The sequence below is a fragment of the Hymenobacter profundi genome, from assembly GCF_019334315.1.
Classification (GTDB): domain Bacteria; phylum Bacteroidota; class Bacteroidia; order Cytophagales; family Hymenobacteraceae; genus Hymenobacter; species Hymenobacter profundi.
The window spans coordinates 1-22,193 of sequence record NZ_JAHWGL010000029.1; the positions used below are offsets into that span (position 1 = coordinate 1).

At 55.7% G+C, this 22,193-nt stretch carries 16 protein-coding genes; 2 read left to right on the forward strand and 14 right to left on the reverse strand.

All coding sequences use genetic code 11. The features are described 5' to 3' along the window. Window positions 1-171: 171 nt before the first annotated feature. The 3 genes from KYK14_RS09150 to KYK14_RS09160 all read right to left on the reverse strand — a co-directional run bounded on the left by KYK14_RS09150 (window position 172) and on the right by KYK14_RS09160 (window position 3,266). A complete protein-coding gene (locus KYK14_RS09150) occupies window positions 172-381 on the reverse strand; it encodes a hypothetical protein (RefSeq protein WP_208306212.1) in 210 nt (69 codons plus the stop codon). A gap of 75 nt (window positions 382-456) precedes the next feature. Further along, a complete protein-coding gene (locus KYK14_RS09155; protein WP_219158587.1) occupies window positions 457-1,893 on the reverse strand; it encodes a dihydrolipoamide acetyltransferase family protein in 1,437 nt (478 codons plus the stop codon). Window positions 1,894-2,009: 116 nt separating this feature from the next. Next, the gene (locus tag KYK14_RS09160; RefSeq protein ID WP_219158588.1) at window positions 2,010-3,266 is read right to left on the reverse strand and encodes a competence/damage-inducible protein A; all 1,257 of its coding nucleotides are present in this window, start codon (window positions 3,264-3,266) and stop codon (window positions 2,010-2,012) included. Window positions 3,267-3,362: 96 nt separating this feature from the next. On the opposite strand from KYK14_RS09160, the gene KYK14_RS09165 reads away from it, so the two are divergent. Further along, window positions 3,363-4,118, forward strand: a complete 756-nt coding sequence (locus KYK14_RS09165) for a DUF4197 domain-containing protein (protein ID WP_219158589.1) — start codon at window positions 3,363-3,365, stop codon at window positions 4,116-4,118. Between the two features lie 131 nt (window positions 4,119-4,249). On the opposite strand, the gene KYK14_RS09170 is transcribed toward KYK14_RS09165, so the two are convergent. From KYK14_RS09170 to KYK14_RS09200, 7 genes are all read right to left on the reverse strand, one after another. Continuing rightward, complete coding sequence (locus KYK14_RS09170) at window positions 4,250-4,612, reverse strand: hypothetical protein (protein WP_208306216.1); 363 nt, start codon at window positions 4,610-4,612, stop codon at window positions 4,250-4,252. A 117-nt stretch (window positions 4,613-4,729) separates the two neighbouring features. Further along, window positions 4,730-5,332: a Uma2 family endonuclease gene (locus KYK14_RS09175; RefSeq protein WP_219158590.1), complete on the reverse strand. Its 603-nt coding sequence runs from the start codon at window positions 5,330-5,332 to the stop codon at window positions 4,730-4,732. Window positions 5,333-5,375: 43 nt separating this feature from the next. Then, on the reverse strand, window positions 5,376-5,972 hold the full coding sequence (locus KYK14_RS09180; protein ID WP_246601767.1) for an ABC transporter ATP-binding protein: 597 nt from the start codon (window positions 5,970-5,972) through the stop codon (window positions 5,376-5,378). Between the two features lie 25 nt (window positions 5,973-5,997). Continuing rightward, complete coding sequence (gene lpxA / locus KYK14_RS09185; protein WP_185283466.1) at window positions 5,998-6,795, reverse strand: acyl-ACP--UDP-N-acetylglucosamine O-acyltransferase; 798 nt, start codon at window positions 6,793-6,795, stop codon at window positions 5,998-6,000. 108 nt (window positions 6,796-6,903) lie between these two features. Next, complete coding sequence (locus KYK14_RS09190) at window positions 6,904-8,295, reverse strand: bifunctional UDP-3-O-[3-hydroxymyristoyl] N-acetylglucosamine deacetylase/3-hydroxyacyl-ACP dehydratase (protein WP_185283467.1); 1,392 nt, start codon at window positions 8,293-8,295, stop codon at window positions 6,904-6,906. A gap of 134 nt (window positions 8,296-8,429) precedes the next feature. After that, complete coding sequence (gene lpxD, locus KYK14_RS09195; protein ID WP_219158592.1) at window positions 8,430-9,470, reverse strand: UDP-3-O-(3-hydroxymyristoyl)glucosamine N-acyltransferase; 1,041 nt, start codon at window positions 9,468-9,470, stop codon at window positions 8,430-8,432. Window positions 9,471-9,555: 85 nt separating this feature from the next. Next, window positions 9,556-10,782 (reverse strand): HD domain-containing protein, encoded by a 1,227-nt coding sequence (locus KYK14_RS09200; protein WP_219158593.1) that lies wholly within the window; start codon window positions 10,780-10,782, stop codon window positions 9,556-9,558. A gap of 331 nt (window positions 10,783-11,113) precedes the next feature. On the opposite strand from KYK14_RS09200, the gene porX reads away from it, so the two are divergent. Next, window positions 11,114-12,679, forward strand: coding sequence for a T9SS response regulator signal transducer PorX (gene porX, locus KYK14_RS09205; RefSeq protein ID WP_208306222.1), 1,566 nt, complete (start codon window positions 11,114-11,116; stop codon window positions 12,677-12,679). Window positions 12,680-12,819: 140 nt separating this feature from the next. On the opposite strand, the gene KYK14_RS09210 is transcribed toward porX, so the two are convergent. The 4 genes from KYK14_RS09210 to KYK14_RS09225 form a co-directional block, all read right to left on the reverse strand. Further along, complete coding sequence (locus KYK14_RS09210) at window positions 12,820-14,313, reverse strand: RagB/SusD family nutrient uptake outer membrane protein (protein WP_219158594.1); 1,494 nt, start codon at window positions 14,311-14,313, stop codon at window positions 12,820-12,822. Window positions 14,314-14,339: 26 nt separating this feature from the next. After that, a complete protein-coding gene (locus KYK14_RS09215; protein WP_219158595.1) occupies window positions 14,340-17,483 on the reverse strand; it encodes a SusC/RagA family TonB-linked outer membrane protein in 3,144 nt (1,047 codons plus the stop codon). A gap of 1,022 nt (window positions 17,484-18,505) precedes the next feature. Next, window positions 18,506-19,417: a bestrophin family protein gene (locus tag KYK14_RS09220; protein ID WP_219158596.1), complete on the reverse strand. Its 912-nt coding sequence runs from the start codon at window positions 19,415-19,417 to the stop codon at window positions 18,506-18,508. Between the two features lie 80 nt (window positions 19,418-19,497). After that, window positions 19,498-21,894 (reverse strand): TonB-dependent receptor domain-containing protein, encoded by a 2,397-nt coding sequence (locus KYK14_RS09225; RefSeq protein WP_343217079.1) that lies wholly within the window; start codon window positions 21,892-21,894, stop codon window positions 19,498-19,500. Between the last annotated feature and the right edge of the window lie 299 nt (window positions 21,895-22,193).

A 22,193-nucleotide genomic window follows, 5' to 3' on the forward strand; every position in this document is an offset into this window, starting at 1 on the left:
GCTGGTGCTGGGCATGCGGGCGTAGGTTGGTTGGAGTAAAAACAGCCGTGTCATCCTGAGCTTGCGAAGGACCTTATCACGTGAGAACGAGTCATTGCTATGATGACCATTCTGGCGTAATAAGGTCCTTCGCAAGCTCAGGATGACACGGCTGTTTTATTTACAATTACCTTACTGTAACGTGTCTCGCGTGATATCTTGCCGGCCGCGGGGCGCAACACCACGGTTCTGCATTTGCAGTTGAAACGTGACTTGCTCGCAGTCAGCAAAGCGCTTTTCGGCCAGTTTCAAGGCTTCTTCGGTGGCCGTGAGCTGGCGGAATAGGTAGAGAATCAGGCCCAGCGCGATAAGCAAAGCAGCCAGGAAAACGTAGTTTTTCATCAGGATAAATAAGCAAAAAGATAAGCCCATCCGGCTGGATGGGCTTATGCGAAACCAGTGCGCGAAGATACGGCGCTAGATGGTAGTATTGGGGTCGAACTGCTCCAGGTAATCGGCTACCTTGCGCACGAACATACCGCCCAGCGAACCATCCACCACGCGGTGGTCGTAGCTGTGCGAGAGGAACATGAAGTGGCGGATGCCAATTAAGTCGCCCTGCGGGGTTTCAATCACGGCCGGCTTCTTCTTGATAGCGCCCACGGCCATAATGGCCACTTGCGGCTGCATGATAATGGGCGTACCCATCACGTTGCCGAATGAGCCCACGTTACTGACGGTATAGGTACCGCCTTCCAGATCTTCGGGCTTCAGTTTATTCTGGCGGGCACGGTTGGCAAGGTCGTTCACGCGCTTGCTCAGGCCGTTTAGGTTCAGTTGGTCGGCGTTGTGAATCACGGGCACAATCAGGTTGCCGGAGGGTAGGGCCACGGCCACACCAATGTTGATGTCGCGCTTCTTGATGATGTAGTCGCCCTCCACCGATACGTTGATGTTCGGCAGGTCCTGTATAGCGCGGGCAATGGCCTGAATGAACAGCGGCGTGAACGTGAGGTTTTCGCCGGTGCGCTTCTTATACGCGTCTTTGTGCTGGTTGCGCCAGTTCACCAATTCCGTCACATCGGCCTCCACAAAGGAGGTAACGTGCGGAGAAATTCGCTTCGAGTCGATCATGCGCTGCGCAATCATCTTGCGCATGCGGTCCATTTCCACCAGCTCGTCGTTGCCGCTCACCGATGGAGCCGGTTTGGCTTTCTGCTCTTCTGGCTTGGATTTCGATTCCGTGGTAGCAGCGGATTTCGGTGCAGCAGTAGCTTTTGCCTCAGGCTGGGCTGCGGGAGCCGCAGGGGTTTCTGCCTGAGATGCTGGAGCAGGGGTAGGGGCCGGCGCGGCTTGCGGCTGAGCTAGCGGCTTCTTACCGTCGGCTACGTAGTCCAGAATGTCCTTCTTGGTCACGCGGCCCTCGGCGCCGGTGCCGGGCAGTTGCTCTAGGTCAGCCAGAGAAATGCCTTCTTCGCGGGCAATGCTGAGCACCAGAGGCGAGTAGAAACGGCCCGCGGCTGGCGAAGCTACGCTAGAAGCTGGGGGCGTAGCATGGGGCACGTGCGGCACCGTAGCAGCAGCTTCCTCCTCGTCGTCAGATGTATCGGGCGCAGAAGCCTGCGGCGTAGCTTCTGCCGCAGCGGCAGGAGCGCTAGCACTAGCGCCAGCAGCATCGGTTTCGACAATAGCAATGGGCGCACCCACTGGTACCACGTCGCCTTCCTGTACCAAAATTTCTTGCAGCACGCCGGCATGAAGGGCGGGTACCTCCGTATCTACCTTATCGGTAGCTACTTCCAGCACCGATTCGTCCTGCTCAATAGTGTCGCCTACTTGCTTCAGCCATTTCAGAACGGTGCCTTCCATAATGGATTCGCCCATTTTGGGCATCGTCATTTCCACTCGTGCCATAGGTTGCGGGAGGTATAGAGAAGTTAAGGGTGGGGGAGGATTGGTGCCGCAAAGGTAGCAGAAAGCAGCTAGGCTGCACGCAATAGGTAAGGAGCGGCTGAGCGAGCAAGCCGCCCTTACACTATCGGTGGCAAGCTTAAACGCAGCAGATTCAAAACGGCGGTGGAGGTATACTCGATGTTGAGTTGCCGGCCCCGGTCGAAGCTAAGCTGGCGGCTAACGGTTTGATGAGCGTCGGCGTACGCAATGCAGATGGTGCCCACCGGCTTTTCGGGCGTGCCGCCACCGGGGCCGGCAATGCCACTAGCAGCTACCGCCACATCTACGCCCAAGTGCTGACGGAGACCTTCGGCCATTTCGCGGGCAGTGGCCTCGCTCACGGCGCCGTAGGCTTCCAGGGTTTCAGGCTTTACGCCTAATTCTTTCATCTTAATATCGTTGTGATACGCCACGATGCTACCCTGAAAATAAGCCGAGCTACCCGGCACGCTGCTAAGGCGCTGGGCGATGTAGCCGCCGGTGCAGCTCTCGGCGGTGCCTACCGTAAGCCCTCGCTCCCGCAGCAGTTGGCCTACGGCTTCTTCCAGCTTCACTTCGCCTTCGGCAAAAATATGCGTGCCCAGCTGTTCACGCAGCGCAGGGAGTAGGGCTAGCATGCGGCCGCGCAGGTCGGGCTGGCCGTCGTCGGTGCCGGTGAGGCGCAGGCGTACAGCCCCAAGTGAAGGGAGATAGGCCAGCTTCACGTTGGGGGGTAGGGCGTCCTCCCAATCGGCAATCTGCTGCGCTAGGAACGACTCACCCAGCCCTACCGTCTGCACCACCACGTGCTCGATGGGCGCCGTATGAAAGTGCTCTTGCAAGCGCGGTAGCACCGTGTCGGTCATCATGCGCTTCATCTCAAACGGCACGCCCGGCATCGATACGAACACCGTGCCCCGGTCCTCAAACCACATGCCCGGCGCCGTGCCCATGGGGTTAGGCACCACCTGGCACACGCGCGGTACGTAGGCCTGCTGCCGGTTGACCTCCAGCATGGGCCGGTTGTAGCGGGCAAAGATGGCCTCTACGTGTTGCAAGGTAGGCTCATGTAGCACCAGCTCCGAGCGGAAATACTCGGTGAGCACGTGCTTGGTGAGGTCGTCCTTAGTGGGGCCGAGGCCACCCGTGAGTAGGATAACGTCGGCCCGTTCGCGGGCGGCGTCCAGGGCCTGCACAATCTCGGCGCCCCGGTCCGATACGCTGGAAATCTGCCGTACCCGGATGCCGAGCTTGCCCAACTCCTGCCCCATAAAGGCCGAGTTTGTGTCGATAACCTGGCCGTAGAGCAGCTCGTCGCCGATGGTTATGATTTCCGCATTAGGTACCTGTTGCATAGCGTGGGAAGGGAGAGGGGCGAAGGTTTTTGGTCCGGTTTGTGTCTTTTCAAGAAAAGATTCGCTTCCACTAACTGTGAAACGCTGCTTTGAGTTATGAAAAATCTTCGCTCCTCCTTTCTTCTTGCTGGTTTGCTGTTGGGCCTGAATACGATGGCCTCGGCCCAGATATTCCAACTGCCCAAAATTGGCGGTATCAAATTGCCTACTACCAAGAAGACCACCACTACCTCTACCACCGGCTCCGTAAGTCAGACTGAGGCGGCGGAAGGGTTGAAACAAGCCCTGATCCAGGGCATCAGCAAAGGCACCGATCAGGCTTCTCAAACGGACGGCTTCTACCTTAACAAGCTCATTCGGATTCCTTTTCCTCCCGATGCACAGCGCGTAGCCAACACGTTGCGCACTATTGGGTTGGGTAGCCAGGTAGAACAGTTTGAGCTATCGTTGAACCGTGGGGCCGAAGACGCGGCCAAGAGCGCCAAACCTATCTTCTTGGCTGCCATCAAAAGCCTGACGTTCAAAGATGTGTGGGGTATCCTGACTGGCCAGAAAGACGCCGCTACCCAGTACCTCAAGCGCACCACTACCACCCAACTCACTACGGCTTTCCAGCCCATCATCCAGCAGTCGTTGGATAAAGTGAACGCCACGCGCTACTACACGGCCCTTACCACCCGCTACAACAGAATCCCATTGGTGACGCCCGTACAAACTGACCTTAACCAGTACGCCACCGGCAAAGCCATCGACGGCCTGTTTACACTGGTAGCGCAGGAAGAAGCCAATATCCGTGAAAACCCCGTAGCCCGTACTACGGAGCTGCTGAAGCGTGTATTTGGCAAGAGTTGATGTGCTGATTGTTGATGGAAATACAAGAAAGAAGGCCCGTGCTTGCATAAGCACGGGCCTTCTTTTCTTGTATTTGTTGCGTGCTAAATGTGCAGAAAATCAGCACACCAGTACATCAAAAAATCAGCACATTAGTAATCATCATCGTCGTAACGGCCTTTGCCGCCGCGCTTGCTGCTTCGGCTGCTGTAGGTGTCGTCATCATCCAGGTCATCCTCATCATCCAGATCGTCATCGAAGCTGCCGAAGCCGCTGCTGTCGCTGGAATCATCGGCAGCCTCTGCCGTGGCGTATTCTTCCTCCGTCATACTGGCTAGGTCCAGGGCCTCGTCGTGCGAGGAGCCGGTATCGCGCCACATCAGGTAGTCGGAGTATTTGGCTGAGAGCTTATCCTCAGCGCTGCCGCGGGTTTTGCTGCCGCCGGCTTTAGCAAAATTGTCAAGCTCGTCGTCATCGTCGAGGTTGTCGTCGTCGAAGTCGTCGTACGTTCTCATAGCCGTGGTAAGGGGCGAAAAGAGGTGAAAAAAATAAAGCAGCTTCGTTGCGCCGCTGCCCAAGGGCGAAGATACGGCGAGGGCATTTAGAAGTTTGGGCGAAAGGTAAAGAGAATCTTACAAAGCGCCATTAGCAGCCGGCAAAGGTACTTTTCGGTAGATTTCGCTGACAGGAATTTCCACTTCCAAAGCGGATAATACTACTTGATCAGTCAGCTGAGTATACTCGCGAAAGTTCCACGTATCGGCCTCCAGTCGCGTGATGCAGAGTATGCGTACACGTTGGCTATCAACCAGCAAATAGTGCCGCAGGCTGGAAATGTTGCGATACAGAAGAAACTTGCCTTCCTGATCATATTGTGCTGTGGAGCGGGAAGAAACCTCAACCAGCACAACCGGATTCAACAGTGTATCCAGGTAGGCGTCCGGCAGAAACTCTTCGTCTCCACACGCTACCACTACATCCGGGTAAGTATATAAACCATTGCTGGCTACATGTACACGCATATCGCTAGGATACACGTTGCAGGCATCACCAATACGCGTATCTAGTCCCACAATCAAGTTGGTTACCAATAAGTTATGTTGCCGGCTAGCGCCGCCCATGGCATATACTTCTCCCTGAAAGTATTCGTGCTTACCAGCTATATCACGATGGGCAGCGCGCTCAGCGGCTAAGTACTCCTCGGGTGTGATATATGGTTTTGGTTGGGCTGACATATCTAAATAGGTTATAACCAAATATACGCGCTACCAGCCATAATCAGCGGGCTGCCCGCGCTCCAAAATCCGTGACGTTGAGGTGGTTCGGGCAGAATTCGTATTCCTCCGGCACGTTGGAGCTGACCAGCACCGTGCGCTCGGCAATGGTGGCGTGGGCGTGCTCCAAATACCACGCCACGCCGGCCCGATCGAGGTTGGTCGTCGGCTCGTCGAGCAGGAGTAGGGGGGCGTCGGCGTAGAGGGCTAGGGCTAGCTTCAAGCGTTGCTTCATGCCTGAGGAAAAGTCGCGCACCAGTTTATGACGCGAGTTTTCGAGGTACATCAACTCAATCAGCTTTTGGGGCGTGAGGCCGGGGCGCAGAGGCTTAAAGCGGGTGTGAAAGTGCAGCAGCTCCGTGAGCGTTAGCTCTTCTACTACTTCCAGGTAGGGCGCGCAGTACGCCAGCAGGCGTGGCACATCGTCTACGGCTACCGGTTTGCCTTGCCAGGAGTAAGTCAGCATGCCCTGGCTAGGCAGGAGCTGCCCCGACAACGTGTTGAGCAGCGTGCTTTTGCCCGAGCCGTTCGGGCCCAGAATGGCCGTGGCCGACCCCGGCTGAAACGTGTGGGTCAGGTCCCGGAAAATCCACTCGCGCAAGTAGCGCTTACTTAAGCCATGGACCTCAATCTGCACTGTCGGCGCTGCGCGAGAAGCCTTTGACAATACCCCGACCAGAGGTACGGATAAAGTTGATTACCTCATCACGCTCGGGGCTCGGCAGTATTTCCAACTCAATCTTATCAAGAGCATCACTGGTATTTAGCCCGCTCATGAATAACAAGCGGTAGCACTGTTGTACCTGCAAAATAGCAGCTTCGGAAAAACCCCGGCGCCGCAGCCCGACCGAATTAACGCCCGCGTAGGTGAGCGGCTCGCGTCCGGCCTTGATAAATGGTGGAACGTCTTTTCGCACTAAGGAGCCACCACCGATAAAGGCGTGCTGGCCAACTTGCACGAATTGATGCACTGCAGAAGTGCCACCTAAAATAGCCCAATCACCAATAGTAACGTGCCCAGCAATCTGCACGGCGTTGGAAATGACACAGTTGTCGCCGATGGTGCAATCGTGGGCTACGTGGACGTAGGCTTGCAGCAAACAGTTGCTACCTACTACGGTGCGCATTTTGTCCACAGTGCCGCGGTTCACCGTCACACACTCCCGAAGCACGGTGTTGTCGCCGATGTGGGCCGTGGTTTTTTCGCCCGCGAATTTTAGATCCTGCGGTACGGCGGAAATGACGGCGCCGGGGAAAATCTTACAGTTCTTGCCAATCCGGGCGCCCGGCATAATGGTCACGTTCGGACCAATCCAGGTACCCTCCCCGATTTCAACGTCCTGATAAATAGTGGAGAATGGCTCTACCACTACGTTATGGGCAATTTTTGCTTCGGGGTGGATATAGGCAAACGGCTGGTTCATGCTTTCTTTCAATTAAAAATTAATAATTAAAAATTAAGAATTGACAAGAATGGCGAGAGCAGCTAACGCTCCGGAGCCATCTTTTAATTTTTAACTTTTAATTCTTAATTAACTTTTCTTCACGATGCTGGCACTCATTTCGGCCTCCATCACCACTTTCCCGTTCACAAAAGCCTTGCCGCTCATCTTGGCAATACCCCGTTTGATGGGGGCCAGCAGCTGGCACTTAAAGATAATGGTGTCGCCGGGCTTCACCATGCGGCGGAAGCGGCAGGTGTCGATGCCGAGGAAGTACGTCCAGTAGTTTTCGGGGTCGGGTACGGTGTTAAGTACCAGAATACCGCCGGTTTGGGCCATTGCCTCGATCTGTAATACGCCGGGCATCACGGGGTTGCCGGGGAAGTGACCGGGGAAAAATGGCTCGTTCATCGTCACGTTTTTCACGCCGGTTACCGTGGTGGCATCCAAGTGAATGATTTTGTCGATGAGCAGGAAGGGGTAGCGGTGGGGTAGGATGGCCGAAATCTGGTTGATGTCCATTACCGGCACGCGGGCAGGGTCGTAGTGCGGCACCGGCGAGGAGTCTACCTCCAGCATCTTCTTTTTGATGCGCTTGGCAAACGCTACGTTGGCGGCGTGGCCGGGCCGGGCGGCCAGAATCTGCCCTTTCAGCGGGCGGCCTACCAGGGCCAGGTCGCCAATGAGGTCTAGGAGCTTGTGGCGGGCGGGCTCATTTTTGTGGCGCAGGTCCACATTGTTGAGGATGCCTTCCTTCTTCACGGCCACTTTGGGCTTGCCCAGCATCTCGGCTAGCTCGCTCAACTCATCTTCGCTCACCACGCGGTCTACCACCACAATGGCGTTGCTCAGGTCGCCACCTTTGATGAGGTTCTGCTTGTAAAGTGCTTCCAGCTCGTGCAGGAAGCAAAACGTCCGCGACGAAGCAATTTCAGTGGCAAACTGCGACATCTCTGTAAGGGAGGCGTGTTGCGAGCCCAGCACCGGCGAGTTGTAGTCCACCATCACCGTGAGACGATAGTTGTCGAGGGGTAGGGCGGCAATTTCTACACCGCGGGGGTTGTCCTGGTAGCGGATTTCGTCGGGAATCTCGAAGTAATTGCGCAAGGCATTCTGCTCTTCCAGCCCTACCTCCTGCAACGGCTTGATGAACTCGTACGACGAGCCATCCATGATGGGCGGCTCGGGGCCGCTGAGCTGGATAAGCACGTTGTCGATTTGCAGGCCTACCAGGGCCGCCAGCGTATGCTCCACAGTATTCACGCGGGCACCGTTCTGCTCGATGGTGGTGCCACGGGAGAGGTCTACCACATTGTCTACATCGGCATCTACGAGCGGTTGGCCAGGCAAATCGATGCGCTGAAACTTGTACCCGTGGTTGACCGGAGCGGGGCAGAAGGTCATGGTGGCCACCACGCCCGTGTGCAGGCCAATGCCGCTCACGGTTACTGGAGCCTTAATCGTGTGTTGCTTGTCGTTCATGTAAAGCTAGTAGCTACGGGCTGTTAGCTGTTAGCTGAATACCGTACAGGTGTATTCAGAAGGGTGACGTATGAGGTAAAAAACCAAGGCTAACAGCTAACAGCCAATAGCCAACAGCTTCTGTAGCGACAAAGCTATGACTTTTCCGGCTTTGGATTGGCACGTTCCAACACACTCAGGCGGCGCTCCAGGTCGGGCAGGTGCCGGAAAACGGCTTGGGCGCGCAAGCTGTCACGCAAATGGAAGGCAGGCGCACCTTGTAAGAAGACCCCTTCTTCCTTGATAGACTTGCCTACCCCCGACTGCGCCGTAACCGTGGTATGGTTGGCCAACGTAAGGTGCCCGGCAATGCCTGTTTGGCCCGCCAGCACGCAGAAATCACCGATTTTAGTAGAACCCGACACGCCCGTTTGTGACGCAATAACCGTGTGCCGGCCTACCTCTACATTGTGCGCCAGCTGCACCAGGTTGTCAATTTTGGCACCCTCTCGAATGATAGTGGAACCCATGGTAGCGCAGTCAATCGTGGTATTGGCTCCAATGCTCACGTTGTCTTCCAGCACCACGTTGCCAATCTGCGGAATGGGGCGGTAGGAGCCATCGGGCTGGGGCGCAAAGCCGAAGCCGTCGGAGCCTAGCACCGCGCCAGCATGAATCACGCAGCGGGCACCTACTACTGTATCGGGGTAGAGCTTGGCGCCGGCGTAGATAATAGTGCCGTCGCCGATGGTGCACCGGTCGCCGAGGTAGGCGTGAGGGAAAATCAGTACGTCGCGCCCGATTTTGCAGCCCTCGCCTACGTAGGAGAAGGCGCCGCGGTAGTGGCCTTCGCCTACCTCCGAGCCCGCGCCCAAAAAGGCCGGCTCCTCCACGCCCCGGCGGCCGGTGCGGGTGGCCTGCTGGTAGAATTCCAGGAGGGTAGTAAAGCTGGAATAGGGGTCATCGACGCGGATGAGGGCGGCGGTAACGGGCTGGCGCAGCACCAGGTCCCGGCTCACAATCACGGCCGACGCGCCCGTGGTATACAGGTGCGGCTCGTACTTGGCGTTGGCCAGAAAAGAGAGCGAACCCGGCTGGGCTTCTTCGATCTTCGCCAGCCGATCAATCTTTTGCGTGGCATCTCCTTCTGTTGTGCCGCGCAGCACTTCCGCCACCTGACTTACCGTAAATTCCATAGGGGGGCAAAATTAGAGAAATATCCCTTTTTCTACTGTGAGAGTGACCTAGTTAGCTTCAAGCTCAGCAACTAGCTGTAAGTCACTACATAATCTCCTTGGGGTAGCAGAGGTAGTGTTTTTCCACCCGTTGGCTGAGGGCGCGGATATTGGGTAGGTCCGAGGCCTCGGCTACGTTTACCACGCGTCCGCGCTTGGTGAGCACATCAATGGTGTCGCCCACGGCATCGTAGGCGTTGTTGCTGATGCGGCCGTGCAGCATGAGTAAGGCGGCTTCATCAGCAGGCAGTTGAAAATGTTCGGCAATCAGCTCCGTCACACCCAGCTTGAAGTCATCCTCAAACGCATCGGACTGCAAGGTTATTTTAAACAGATGACGATTCAGGATGCTACTGGCCATGTAGCTGAGCACCTTGTCGGGGTGAGTGGCCCATTGCTTCACCGCGCCCCAAATGTCGTAGTCGTCGAGCTGCACGAAGCGCTGTAAAATGCTGTCGTCGGTGTCAAACTCGCGGATGCTGACCGGCCGACTCAGGAAGTAGTGCAAGCACGACGATGCCCCTACCTCCTGTCCGGCGCGGGCCAGGTCGCGGGCGCGCTGCACAATGCGAATCACCATCTGTTCGGCCGACGTGACGGTTTTGTGCAGGTACACTTGCCAGTACATCAGGCGGCGGCTCACTAGAAAGTTCTCGATGCTGTACACGGCTTTTTCTTCCAGTACCAGCTTCTCGTCTACTACCGTCAGCATTTTGATGAGGCGGTCGGCGCCGGGCCTACCCTCTTGCACACCCGTATAGAAGGAGTCGCGGTTGAGGTAGTCGAGGCGGTCCATATCCAGTTGGCTACTCACCAGCTGGTGAAAGAACGGCCGGGAGTAGGAACCCTGAAAAATTTGAATGGCGAGGTCGAGCTGCCCGTCAAACTCTGTATTTAGCCGCTGCATGAGATATAACGAGAGCTGCTCGTGCGGTACCCCATCGAAAATGCTGTGCTCTAGCGCGTGCGAAAGTGGCCCGTGGCCGATATCGTGCAGCAAAATGGCAATCATGGCCGCCTCGCCTTCCTGGGCCGAAATCTTCACGCCCTTGTCCTTCAACGAGCGCAGCGCCAGCGACATCAGGTGCATGGCACCTAGCGCGTGGTGAAAGCGCGTGTGTAGCGCCCCCGGATACACAAAGCTGGTCAAACCTAACTGCTGAATCCGCCGCAGCCGCTGGAAGTATGGGTGCTCAATCAGGTCAAACAGCAGCTCCGTGGGAATGGTCACGAAGCCGTATACAGGGTCGTTGAAGATTTTTTTCTTGTTCATGATAGGACGTAGCGCCAAGCTCCAAGTTCGTGCTATAAAGCTACGGTAGCTGTTGGCGATGCAGCACATTTGCACAAGCTCAACGCTAATGCTTTGCACTGGTTGCTAACTATTTTCGGTTTTTCCTGGTTGATAATGGGGTAGGAGAATATAGGCTTGCCTTAATTTTCTAAAACCCAAAGTGCCGAATCAACGGTAAAGCTACTCACGAAACGGTAGCTGCTGGCTTGCCAGAATGCATTTCTTGCCACCGCGCGACAATGCAAGGCTACAACAGTTCGTTCAATAAGGCGCGAAGCACCACTTGGCGCTGCAACCCCAAGACCCCCCTATGCAATATTCCATTCTCTGGGCCGACGACGAAATCGATTTGCTCAAACCTCACATTCTCTTTCTCAAAGAAAAAGGCTACGACGTAACCGGCGTGAACTCTGGCGCTGATGCCATTGAGGAAATTCAGGAAAAAACCTACGATCTGGTGTTTCTGGATGAGAATATGCCCGGCCTTACTGGCCTCGAAACGCTGACCGAAATCAAGGCGATAAAGCCGACTGTGCCGGTAGTGATGATTACCAAGAGCGAGGAGGAGCACATTATGGAAGAGGCCATCGGGAGCAAGATTGCCGACTACCTCATCAAACCCGTGAACCCCAACCAGATCTTGCTGTCGGTGAAGAAAGTGCTGGACAACAAGCGCCTGGTGTCGGAGAAAACCAACAGCAGCTACCAGCGCGACTTCCGCCAGCTAGGCATGCAGCTCGGCGACCGGCTCTCCCCTACAGAATGGGCTGATGTGTACAAGAAATTGGCTTACTGGGAATTGGAGATTGATGAGACGGAAGGCAAGAGCATGGCCGACGTGTTCAACATGCAGAAGGACGAAGCGAATACCTACTTCGGCCGTTTCATTACCGAAAACTACGAGGACTGGGTGAACGGCGACGACGAGGACGCCCCGCTCATGTCGCACCAGTTGTTTAAGGAGCGCGTGTTTCCGCTGCTCAAGGAAACCGGCGATACGCCCGTGTACTTCGTGCTCATCGACAATCTGCGCTACGACCAGTGGAAGATTCTGGAGCCCATCATTGCCGACCTGTTTACCGTGGACTCGGAGGAGATGTACTACTCCATCCTACCCACCACCACGGCCTATGCGCGCAACGCCATCTTCTCGGGCATGATGCCGGGCGAGATTCAGAAGAAATACCCTAACCTGTGGGTGAACGACGACGACGACGAGGGCAAGAACCTGCACGAGGCGGAGTTCATGGAAATCAACTTCCAGCGCGCCAACCAGAAGTATAAGCATAGCTACCACAAGGTAACCAACTTGCAGGCCGGCAAAGACTTGCTGGGCAAGATGAGCAACCTGCACAACAATTATAAGCTCAACGTCATCGTCTACAACTTTGTGGACATGCTCTCCCACGCCCGCACCGACATGGCCATGATTCGGGAGCTGGCCGCCGATGAGTCGGCGTACCGCAGCATCACCCGCTCGTGGTTTCTGCACTCGCCGCTGTATGAGATGCTGCAAACCATTGCCGAGAAGAAGGGTAAGCTCATCATCACTACCGACCACGGCACCATCCGCGTGAAGCGACCCTACAAGATTGTGGGCGACCGAAACACGAACACTAACCTGCGCTACAAGCACGGCAAAAACTTGGGCTTCGACGACTCCCGCGACGTGTACGTGGTGCGCAAACCCGAGCGCATCTTCCTGCCCCGCGAGAACGTGAGCACGGCCTACGTCTTCACCGTGGGCGACTACTTCTTCGCATACCCCAACAACTACAACTACTACGTGAACTACTATAAAGACACGTTCCAGCACGGCGGCATCTCGCTAGAGGAATGTATCATCCCGTACATCACCCTCACGGCGAAAGGGTAGGAAGAGTAGATAAAATAAAAGCGCCGTTGCACAAGTAGTGCAACGGCGCTTTTATTTTATAAAGTGAATTTAGATACTTGGCTTAGCCAACCCAAGCAACCGAACTCATCTTAGAGCTCTACTGCTACAAAATACATTCTCTACAGCGGGTTCTGCACAATGGCCTTGTTCACGTTGATTTCAGCCTGCGGAATGAGGAATTGCCACTCCTTGGCGTCGGCGGCCACCTTAAAGTTGTTGCCCGTGATGGCCCATGCCCACTGCGGGATGTGGTTGGCGCCGGTGCGGTCCAGGGCGCTGTTGGTGCGCTTCAGGTCCAGGAAGCGGAAGCCTTCACCCCACAGCTCTATCCGGCGCTGAATGAGGATTTCGTCGACCAGGGCCTGGCCCGTGCTGGTGGATTTCACGTACTGCGGGTTGCGGGCGGTCAGCAGCGTGGCCAGGTGAGTAGCAGCGGCGGCCGACATGCCCTGCCGGGCCTCGGCTTCGGCCTGAATCAGGTAGAGTTCCGCCAAGCGCATGTGCGGCACGTCGCCGATGCTCAGGCTGGTGTTAGCTACCAGGAATTTCTTCTGTCCGTATTTCGCCTTCACGCCATTGGGCGGAGCCGGAATGCTGGCGCCGGTGGAGTCCCACAAGGACTTGCGGATATCAGTGGGCCGAATTTTGGCGTACAGCACCGAGTTGATCTTCTTCGGATTTTGCCGGATAGCCGTCGAGCTGAAGTTGGCCGACATGTAGGCGAAGAAGGAATAGAAGTAGTTGGTCTGGTCGGCCTGCACCTGGCTACCCCAGAGCCACTCCGGGTTGTCGATGCTGTTGAAGCCGCTGGTGTACTGCGTGCGGCTCATGAGGGTAGCGCCGCTCTGCGCAATGGCCTCCTGCGCTGAACTGGCGGCTAGGGCCCAGTTTTGCTGCGTGAGGGCCACCCGGGCCTTGATACCTTTGGCCACCGCCACGTTGAAGTGCGATTTGGCCGGGCGGGCACCCGCGCCGGTCAGCAGCTTAATGCCCTCGTCCAAATCCTCGTTGATTTGCTTGTACACCGCTTCCACGGTGGCGCGGGGCTGGCCTTCGGTGGTGGCCGTCACCATCAAGGGTACGCCCAACTGGTCGTTGGTTTTGCCAGCATCGTACCGCTGGCCAAAGGCCTGCACCAACTGGAAATGACACCACGCCCGGTAAACCAGCGCCTCGCCAATGACCATATTTTTCTCGGCCACAGGGCCAGTGGCATTGTCCAGGCCGTTGATGAGCACGTTGGCGTTGGCGATGATGCGGTAGTAGAAATAGTACCAGGCGTGGTTGTAGGATGAGCCCGAGGTAGCGTTGCGGTGCGAAATCCAGTTGTGCTCCGTGGCCCACCAGCTGGTGCCCAGGGTTTGCACCCAGTCTTCGCCCAAGGCATCCATCATAATCATCATAGAACCTTGCCCGCCCTGGTTCTGCTGGCTGTTGAACTGAGAGTACAGCAGGCGGTGGATGCCGTTGAGGGCAGCCATAGCGTTTTCGGTATTAGCCAACACGTTGCCGGCCGTTACGGCATCAGTAGGCGCGGTTTCCAGGTAGTCCTTATCGCAGGAAGAAAAAACCAGGGCGGTGGCTAGAAAAACGCCGTATATCGTTTTTTTCATGACAAAGCAGTTCTATTACTCTTATACTATAAGGAGAGATTCATACCCAGCGACAGTACGCGGGCGGGTACGTACACGGCCGAAGTGGTGCCAGAGAAGGTCTGGGCCACGTTCATGCCCTTGCGCTTAGTGATAAGCGCCAGGTTTTCGCCGGTGGCGAAGATGTTGACGTTGCGCAGCTTGAGCCGGGTGGAGAGGGCCGCCGGAATGCTATACCCCAGGCTCACCGATCGGAAGTTCAGATAGGAGGCATCAATCAGAAATCGGTCGGAAGCGGCGGCCAGGTTGTTGGTGTTGCCTACCTGCAAGCGAGGCACATTGGTGATGTCGCCGGGGTTCTGCCAGCGGCCCAGCATGTCCTCGTGCATGGCGCCGCCGTAGGTGCCGTGGTTCATGAGCGTAGCGTACTGACTGTCGTAAAACTTGCCGCCCACAGAGTAAGTCAGCAACGCCGACAACGTGAAGCCTTTATAGGCAAAGGTGTTGGTGATGCCGCCCGCGAACTTAGGAATGGCCGTGCCGGCGTAGTGGTAGCGCGCATTGTTGAAGTTTGAGGTTACGGTATCGGTGCCGATAACCTTGCTGTTGCTCTCGTTGTAGGCGTTGGCGCGGTACAGAGCGTCGCCGTTTTCGGGGTCTACACCGTAATACTCGCGCAACCAGAACTCCTGGAGGCTGTGGCCTACCTTCAGCTTCTTAGTGCCGTCTACCAGCTCGGTGTAGGGCAGCTTGGTAATTTCGTTTTTATAGGTGGTCCAGTTCACATCCAGGTTCCAGGTGAAGGCCTTGGTCTTAATGATGTCGCCGGCCAGCCGGATTTCTACCCCCCGGTTGTACATCGAACCGATGTTTTCGATGCGGTTGGCTACCCCGCTGGACAGTGGCAGTGGCACTTCAAACAACAGGTCTTTGGACGTCCGGTTGAAGTATTCTACCGTACCCGTGAGGCGGTTGCGGAACAAGAAGAACTCCATGCCCACGTCGAAGCTGTTGTTCTTTTCCCACACCAGGCCCTGGTTGCCCAAAGTTGCCTGCGAGAAGCCCGGCTCGGCGGCATTGTTACGGCCAAGCGTGTATAGCGCCTGCCAGGCGTAGTATAGCGTCCCGTCCGAGTTGCTCAGGTTCTCGTTGCCTACCTGCCCGTAGGAGGAGCGCAGCTTGAGCATGTCTACCCAGGTGGGCGTGGTGAAGAACGTTTCCTTATCGAGGCGCCAGGAGCCGCCCACTGACCAGAAGCTACCCCAACGCACATCCTCGTAGAAGCGCGAGGAGCCGTCGCGCCGGTACGAGCCCGACACCGTGTAGCGGTCATCGAACGTGTAGTTGGCCCGCCCGAAATACGACTCAATGCGGTGGTCCTGGTGGTAGGTGTTGAAGCTGTTGGTGGTGCCAAAGTTCTGGAGTTCCGTGTTGTCGGCAATGATTTCGCCCGATTTGGAGCCGTTCAGGTCGTCGAAGCTGCGGTTGTAGTTCTCGTGGCCCAGCAGCACCTCCACGTTGTGCATGCCGGCCAGCGTTTTGTTGTAGTTGAGCAGTTGGTTGGCCGTGTAGCTGGTTAGGTTGTAGAGGCGGCGGCCGGCCCTACCCGCCGGGGCACCGTCGCCCACAATGGTGTTGTCATAGGTCTGCTCCTCGTAGTTGGTGATGTCGATGGCGAAGTTACCCGTGAATTTGAAGTCTTTCAGGAAGGTGATTTCGCCGTAGGTACGGCCGCCCAGCACGTTGCGGCGGTAGAGGTTGTTGTTGTACTGCGTTTCGGCCACAATGTGGCGGCCGGGGTATACAGGGCGCGTCATGGTCGGCGAGGAGCCGCCTAGGTCGTATACCCGGTCGCCTTGGGCATCTAGCACGTAGGCGCCCGTGGCGGGGTCGTGCTGGTACACGGGGTAGATGGGGCCGATGCCGCGGCTGAAGAAGAACGGATTCACAAAGCCTGTGGAACTGCCCGTGTTAGCTTGGTTGGAGTTGCTGAGCGTGTAATTCATGTTCACGCCGGCTTTCAGCCACTTAGTCAGGTCCGAGTTGACGTTCATGCGGCCAGAGAAACGCTCGAAGTCCGATTTGATCAGGTAGCCCTTATCGTTGAGGTAGCCCAGCGACACGTAGTAGTTGCTTTTACCGGAGCCGCCGTTGAAGCTGGCGGTGTAGTCGGAGCGGGAGCCATTGCGGCTCAAGGCTTTCTCCCAGTCCAGGTCGTCGCCCCACAGCAACTGCGCGTTGGGATTCAGCGTACCATCGGTGCCCACAATCTGGTTGTCGGGCACGTTGAAAGGGTTGTAGCCCAACAGGCCTTTGATGTCGTTGGTGGCGCGCTGGCTGGCCTGCTCGCGGGTGGTGGTGGCATTCACCAGGCTATTGCGGTAGGCCTCCCACATCAGGGGGTAGTACTGCTGGGCGCTCACGCGGTTGTACTCGGGCACCGCCCGCGACGACACACCCTGCAACGCTCGCACGTTCACCTGCACCTGGTCTTTCTTGCCCCGCTTGGTGGTCACCATCACTACCCCGTTGGTGGCCCGCGAGCCGTAGAGCGCCGTGGAGGCAGCATCTTTCAGAATAGAAATGCTCTCGATGTCTTCCGGGTTCAGGTTCGACAGGCCAGCCGTATAGGGCACGCCGTCCACCACGTATAGCGGGTCATTAGCATAATTCACTGAACTGAAGCCTCGTATACGGATATCAGGACCAGCGCCGGGTTGCCCGGAACCGCCACTAACCTGCACCCCAGCGGCTTGGCCGGCAATGGCGTTCGTAACGTTAGTAACCGGACGTTGCGACAGTTTCTCAGCCCCAATCTGGGTGACCGAGCCCGTATACGTGGCGGGGTCGGCTGTACCGTAGGCCACTACCACTACCTCATTTAGGTTCTGGGAGTCACTTGCTAAGGCCACATTTAATGTAGATTGGTTGCCAACGGCAACTTCTTTGTTGACATACCCTATGAAGGTGAATACCAACGTTGCTTCACCCGCCGGAACGCCAATAGTATAGTTGCCATTCGCGTCTGTTGGTGCAGCCGTGGAGGTTCCTTTGAGGTGAACGGTTACTCCTGGCATCCCTTCGCCAGTGGTAACATCCGTTACTCGTCCTGTTACAGTTCTGTTTTGTGCCCACGCCTGGGTTAGCAGCGCCAGCATCAAAACAAAGCTGAGAAGTAAAGTTTTCTTCATGCGGAATTGGGTTTAAGTAGATGTGTATTCTGTCGTTTTCAGGCTCTTGCAATAGTGGTTGCTATCAAGCAACAAATGCTTGATTCATTCTTTGGGACATAACAACAGCTCAAAAATCTTTTCAAACCTTTCTATAAGTGCTTTTCTCAAAAAGCACCAGGGTAGGGTAGTCATTCAATGGCGATAAGCTGTTCGTTAAGCACTGTAGAACAACAGCCAGAATGGGTAGAGCACCAAGAAAGCGTATTCGTATTAGCGAATACGTGGTGGGTAACGTGCTCTCTTAAATCAGTAAACTTTTCAAATATCCTTTACAGTGAGGACAAATACTCTTGATTGAACTGGTTTTCGAAGGAGCATCAAACCTTTATTTGCAATCTATAGCGTACTGATAAGCACGCTATAGAAGGTAAGAAGGGTGTTGATTTCCTCGTAGAAAACTGAATGATTATTTGACAACATTTCAACGGATGAAGCGAATTAAGATCATAATCTCAAAAGATCCTATTATTCACAAGATGTTTTTTTCATGAAAAGGTATCGATTTCCTAATTTTATAGGTCAGCTCAGTTGATATATTTAAATATAAAGCGTTGTGTATAAATGTTTTATATTATATGTTGGAATTGATTCAAAAAATAGTCTGCAGCATTATAAGGAAGTATAGAAAAGCAAAGCCCGCATTTGTTTACGAACAGTTTCGTAAACAAATGCGGGCTTCAGTTATAAAGGGGAACGTATTCTACTTTTGTATATGCGAATATAGTGTCTAGAGTATTTAAAAAAGGTGTTTGAAAAGTTCCACTATGACCATTATACTACTAAAGCTGACTACTGTTTGTGTTTCAAGTTGAAGGAGTCTTGTTGTTGCTAGAGTTGTTTGTTATGCTCTGCTAATACGATTCAAACCAATACTTTTAGCTATAACAAGACCTGAAACTTCTTCTATTAGGCATGCAAGTGCACAACTACTCCACTACTACAGTGTGTAGCCACGAATGCAAGTAGTATGTATTGCTACATCAAATAATACGACCCCGATACCATCGGCGCGGAATATTCTCTTTGTCTTCTTCCAATAGCTGCCGCAAATTGATTTCGATGGTACGGGCTACGGCCGTCATAGGTGTGTCGGTGGGCGTATCGCTGAAGGGGTCTTGCAAGTAGCGGGCGGTGCGGTCCAGGAGTAGGAAGGCAACAGCGATGGTCATCAGCACCGGGATTTCCCATAGGCCAATCGTTTCCACCAAACTCAGCGAAAGGGTAATCAGGAAAACATAGATCAGCACATGAATGAGTTGGCGGTAGCTGGAGGGAAATACGGTGTTCTTGATTCGCTCCGCGCCGCCCATTGCCTCCGTGTAACGCACGATAGTACTGTCAATCTGCACTTGCTGGAAAGGGTTAATAACGTCCTGCTGATACAATTCTTTCGTGTGCGCCGTGTGCAGCGCCAGAATCCCGACGGGCTTGTTGCTGTGTTTGCGCAGATAAGCCAAGTCTTGCTCCGGGAGAAACTTGTCGAGGCCCGCTAGCCCATCCTGGCCGCGCAGGGACTGGCCCAGGCTGTAGCACCACGCTATCTGACGGTAGGCAAAGGCTTGCAAAGGCGAACCGAGGGTAGGGCTGCGCAACAGGTCGTTGGGCACAAAGTGCAGGATTTGTAGCACCAGCATCCGCGAGTCGTTCACGATGGCACCCCACAGCTTGCGCGCCTCCCACCACCGGTCGTACGATTGGTTGAGGTTAAAGGCCAGAAGCAACGAAATCAAGCTACCCAGGATGGTAGGCAGCTGCAAGGGAATCTCGGGGAGGTAGTCGCCCAGAAAATATTTCAGCAATTGAAACGAAAGGGAAATGACCAGTACCCGAATAATATCGGGCCACATGCGCGTGAGGATGTAGGCAACGGGTAGTTTGGTGTCGAGAAGCATACAGGAGGAGGGAAGAATGAGCTGAACTCTCCTCCTTAGACGCAAAGCGGCGCGGGTAGTTGTTTCCCTGTCGTACTTCCTTAAAACCCGCCCGTCCGGCGTAGTTCTTCGTCGGCTCCTACGGTGCGTTTGCGGGCAGCCGTTACCTTGCTACCCCCGAAGCGGTAGGTGAAGGCCAGGGTAGCTACGCGGCTGTCGAAGCGGTTGTAGAAGGTTTCACGGAAGTTGTCGTAAGTGGCCGTAGAGCGAATAGGCGTAGTGTAGAAAATGTCCGACACGTTCAGGCGCAGGGTAGCCTGCTTGTCCCACAAGGACTTCTGCACGCCGGCCGTCACCTGCCCGCGGCGGCGTACCACCTCAAAGGCCGCCACTTCCCGCGACTGGTACAGCCCCGTTACGTCCGCCGCCCAGCCACGCCCGAAGCTGAAGCTTTGGTTGGTGTTGAAGGTGAAAGCCGGACGACCCCTATCGAGGTTGGTGCCGGCCAGGTTGCCCAGGTAGCGACCATAGAACAACACCAGGTTGTTGTACATGGTCCAACTCTTGGAGACTTCCACGGGCGCCGTGAGCGTGAGCGTAAGGAAGTGCAGCGTGCCCAGATTGGCAAACTGATTCACCACCGTGCGGCCACCTTCGGGGGCGGGCTGCACCACATTTTGAATAAGGTTGCTGGTGCGGGCGTAACCGAGGGTGCTGATGTATTTCTGCTGAAATGTGTGCGTCAGCTCCAGGTTGTAGCTGGTCTGGGGCCGCAAGGCCGGGTTGCCCGACTGGTACGAGGTAGCATCAAAATACACCCGTAGCGGGTTAAGCTGCCCGTAGCTGGGCCGGTCGAGGCGGCGGCTCAGGGAGAGGGCCAGCTCATGCTGCTCCGAAAGCGTCCGCTTCACCGACAGATTTGGGAACAGCTGCAAATAGTGCCGCTCGTACCGCTCATTGCCCACCGACTGCCGGCTTAGGGTATTCGTTTGCTCGGCCCGCAACCCCAGTTGGGTAATGGTTTTGGCCGTGGCTTGGCGCAGGCTGACATACGCCGCATTCACGTTTTCGTTGTAGCGGAAGCGGTTGGTTTTGTTAGGATCTAGGGTAGTCTGCTCCTCTACGGTGTTGGTAAATACGGCATCGTTGTCGGAGTTGATATAGGTGACCTTAGCGCCGGTTTCCAGGCGGGTGCGGTGGGGTAGGAGGCGGCTGTAATCAACCTTAGCCGACTGAATGGTGACGTGGTTTTGCTGGTCGCCATGCAGCACGTTGGTGGGGGTAGCGGGCAGCTCATACACGGTTGTCAGGACCAGCAGGCGGTCGGTAGTGTAGCGGGCTACATCCAGGTCGGCGGTCAGCTCCGGGGCGTTGGTGGAATCAGCAAACACATGGCGCAAATTCAGATTGCCGGCCAGGTTGGGGCGTTGCACGGTCTGGTCGGTAGTGGAGCTATAGCGCTCTTTCGCAAAACCGCCCCCCACTCCTGTATTTGTAATGAACGTTTGGTTGTTGCTGAAACTGGGCGTCTCACTCACCAGCCCACTCACGCTCACGCCCAGCAGCGTGCGCTTCGAGAGGTTGTAGTCCAGCCCCGCCTTCCAGCTGTGCGACTGCAAGTGGCTGGTATTGCGGTTGAACTGCTCGCTGGAGCCAAACGCCATACCGTCGCTGTAGAACTGCCGGTAGAAATCCAGGTCCAGGAAGTTGCGGCGGTCGGTGTAGGTATAGCTCCCGAACGCATTCAGGTTCTTACGCCGATGGTTCAGCGTGAGGCCGGTGGTGAACTTGCCGTAGCGCCCGCGCCCGTAACTGAGGTTGGCGGTGCCGTTGGTGCCCAGGCGCTGGTCTTTTTTGAGGTGAATGGCAACGACGCCGGCCCCACCTTGGGCATCGTACTTGGCAGGCGGGTTGCTGAGCAGCTCAATGCTGGCGAGTTGCTCGGCGGGTAGGGCGCGCAGATAGTCGGCCAGCTCCGTGCCGTTCATAGGGACGCGTTTGCCATCGATAAGCACCAACAAGCCCTGCCGGCCACGCAGCGCTAAGTTGTCGGCGGCGTCTAGGGTTATGCCGGGGGCGCGGCCGAGCACGTCCAGCGAAGTAGCGCCGGCGCTTAAGGTGCTACCCTCCACGTTCACGATGGTGCGGTCGGCCTCACGTTCGTACAAAGGGCGGCGCGCTTCCACCGTCACCTCACGCAAGGTAGCGGCAGCGCTAGGCTGCATCACGAGCGGGCCAAGGGTTTGCGGTTGACCAGTTGCCGACACGGGCATGCTCCAAACGCGGATATACCCTACCAGTGCTACCGATACCAAGTATTCCCCCGTTGGCAAAGTGGGTAGGACAAAGCGCCCTTGAGCATCACAGAACTCCGTTTTAACCGCTGTTGAGTCGGCGGCGCGATGCAGCGTAACGGTGGCGTATTCCAACGGCTGCCCGGCGGCATCGCGCACGGTGCCGGTGAGGGTAGGGGTAGTCTGGGCATGCAGTTGCGGCACGGTTGTCACGCATCCTACTGCAACTAGACTCGTAAGGAAACGTTTTGTCAATAGCCGCGCAACATAATGACGCATGAAAGAAAAAATGTACAGGTAATAAGATAAAACACGGGTATTGCAATAAAGTAGGTAGGGCGGAGGGCAGTGCAAATCAGTTCGTGAAAGAAGGCAAATCAGCAGACGCTTACCAACTCTCAGATGAACCTAATTGCAAGAATATGCTATTAAAAAGTAAAATCATACAACTCATGCATGACTTTTATTAATAGAAGCATAATCTACCTCTATAATACAGCAGA